This is a genomic window from uncultured Cetobacterium sp. (assembly GCF_947039425.1).
Lineage (GTDB): Bacteria > Fusobacteriota > Fusobacteriia > Fusobacteriales > Fusobacteriaceae > Cetobacterium_A.
The window spans coordinates 1-2,529 of record NZ_CAMQYW010000295.1 but is presented as its reverse complement, the minus strand read 5'-3'; the positions used below and the strand labels follow the sequence as shown (position 1 = coordinate 2,529).

Below are 2,529 nucleotides of genomic sequence, written 5' to 3'. Positions count from 1 at the left end.
TATGATAGGAGATGTTGTTGAAAAATTAGGAAAACATTATCCTATGACAACACCTATTGCTATAGTTCAAAGAGCAACTTGGGAAGATCAAAAAATTGTTTTAGGAACATTAGAAACAATTGAAGAGAAAGTAAAAGAAGCTCATATAACAAAAACAGCTCAAATCTTAGTTGGAGATTTTTTAGGAAATGAATATGAGAAATCATTACTTTATGATAAACACTTTACACATGAGTTTAGAAAAGGAATTTAATTATGAAATTAGCCATTTGGACAGTTACTAGAGGTGCTGGATTAGCAGGAAATAAAATATTAGAAAAAATTTCTAATACAACTTTATTTACGTTAAAAAAATTTAATATTGATAATAGTATACAAATGGAGAATTTTACAAAAACATTAAATGAAAATTTTAATGAATTTCAAGGGCATATTTTTATTATGGCAACAGGAATAGTTGTTAGAAAAATATCTATTTTAATAAAAAGTAAGGATATAGATCCAGCTGTAGTGGTTTTAGATGAGGGATTAAATTTTGTAATTTCATTACTTTCTGGACATTTAGGTGGAGCTAATGAGTTGGCAGAAAATTTAGGTGAAAAATTGAATATGACACCTATAATAACAACGAGCTCTGATGTTACTGGCAAAATAGCTGTGGATACTTTAGGACAAAAATTAAAGAGTAATTTAGAATCATTGGAAAAAGCTAAAAATGTAACTTCTCTAATTGTTGATGGAAAAGAAGTTGAATTGATTTTACCTAAAAATATTAATTCAACAGGCAAAGTAGAGGGAGTAATAATTAATTCAAATAGAGAAAAAATAGAGATAGTACAGTTATATCCTGAAAATTTAGTAATTGGTCTTGGAGCTAGAAAAGACATTCCTTATGAAATAGTAAAAGAAATATTAGAAGAAACTTTTAAAAAAAATAATTTATCCTTAAAAAGTATAAAACATTTTGCAACTGTAGATATAAAAGCTAAAGAGAAGGCTTTTTTACAGTTATCTGAAGAGTTTCAAAAGAAATTAATTATAGTTTCTAGAAAAGATATTTTAGAGATAGAGGAACAGTTTGAAGGTTCGGATTTTGTTAAAAAGACTATAGGAGTAAGAGCAGTATCTGAACCTTGTGCTCTTTTAACATCAACTGGAAAAGGGATATTTATTGAGAAAAAGATAAAATATAAAGGTGTTACACTTTCAATATACGAGGAGAGAAATATAGATGAATAAAGGGAAAATATATGTAGTTGGAATTGGTCCTGGAAATATGCAGGATATAACAGTTAGAGCTTATAACACACTTAAAAATGTAGATGTTATTGCAGGGTATATAACTTATATAGATTTAGTAAGAGATGAATTTTCAGAAAAAGAGTTTTATGTATCTGGAATGAAAAAAGAGATTGCTAGATGTGAGCAAGTTTTAGAAATAGCAAAAACTGGAAAAAGTGTAGCATTAATAAGTAGTGGAGATGCTGGTATTTATGGAATGGCAGGAATTATGATTGAAGTTGCACAAAAAGAGGGATACCAAGTTGAGGTTATACCTGGAGTTACTTCATCTGTAGCAGGTGCTGCAATTGTAGGAGCGCCTTTAATGCATGATCATGCCACTATTAGTTTGAGTGATTTATTAACTGATTGGGATGTTATAACAAAGAGAATAGATAAAGCTTCAGAAGGGGATTTTATAATATCTTTATATAATCCTAAAAGTAAGGGAAGAACAACTCAAATAGTTGAGGCAAGAGAGATTATGTTAAAGCATAAATCAGAAAATACACCTGTGGCATTACTAAGACATGTGGGAAGAGAAAATGAGAATTATACATTAACTAATTTAGGAGAATTTTTAAATCATGATATTGATATGTTTACAGTTGTGATTATAGGGAATTCAAAAACATACATATCAGGTGATAGAATGATAACTCCAAGAGGATATCATATATGATTTGGGTTATAGGTGGAACAAAGGACTCTAGAGATTTTATAGAGTCCTTTCCTTTTAAAGAGAAATTAATTGTAACAACAGCAACAGAATACGGGGGGAAACTTCTTGAAAATGTTTCTGAAATAAGAGTTCTTTCAAAAAGAATGAATTTAGATGAGATTAATGAGTTTGTAAAATTAGAAAAGATATCAAAAATAGTTGATTTAAGTCATCCATATGCTGTTGAAATATCAAAAAATGCCATGGAAGTGGCATTAAAATATGATTTAGAGTATATTAGATTTGAAAGAGAATCTTTAGAAGAGGAGGAAGGTGTAATTTATTTTAATGATATCTCTAAAATGATAAATTATTTAGAAAAATTAACAGGAAATATTCTTGTAACTTTAGGAAGCAATAATTTAGAAAAATTTAAAGAATTATTAAATTTATCTAATATTTACTTTAGAATTTTACCTAAATGGGATATGGTAAAAAAAGCTGAAGAAAATGGGATTTTACCTAAAAATATAATAGCTATGCAGGGACCTTTTTCTAAAGAGCTAAATATAGCTATGATGAAGCAA

Annotated in this window: 3 protein-coding genes and 1 pseudogene; all 4 read left to right on the top strand. The window is 28.2% G+C overall.

What is annotated here, in order from left to right; all coding sequences use genetic code 11:
- Nucleotides 1-253 (top strand): annotated as a pseudogene (gene cbiF, locus Q0V09_RS10730) (cobalt-precorrin-4 C(11)-methyltransferase); the annotation flags it as partial.
- Between the two features lie 2 nt (nucleotides 254-255).
- Nucleotides 256-1,239 (top strand): cobalt-precorrin 5A hydrolase, encoded by a 984-nt coding sequence (gene cbiG, locus Q0V09_RS10725; protein ID WP_297489470.1) that lies wholly within the window; start codon nucleotides 256-258, stop codon nucleotides 1,237-1,239.
- Complete coding sequence (gene cobJ / locus Q0V09_RS10720) at nucleotides 1,232-1,963, top strand: precorrin-3B C(17)-methyltransferase (protein ID WP_297489467.1); 732 nt, start codon at nucleotides 1,232-1,234, stop codon at nucleotides 1,961-1,963. The genes cbiG and cobJ overlap by 8 nt, the downstream gene beginning before the upstream one ends.
- Nucleotides 1,960-2,529: precorrin-6A reductase (gene cobK / locus Q0V09_RS10715; RefSeq protein WP_297489465.1), on the top strand; the 570-nt coding region annotated here is incomplete at its 3' end. The genes cobJ and cobK, both read left to right, overlap by 4 nt.

Bases quoted from the DNA above. Each gene is read 5' to 3' on its own strand.
- cbiG (WP_297489470.1), top strand. From the start codon at position 256: ATGAAATTAGCCATTTGGACAGTTACTAGAGGTGCTGGATTAGCAGGA.
- cobJ (WP_297489467.1), top strand. From the start codon at position 1,232: ATGAATAAAGGGAAAATATATGTAGTTGGAATTGGTCCTGGAAATATG.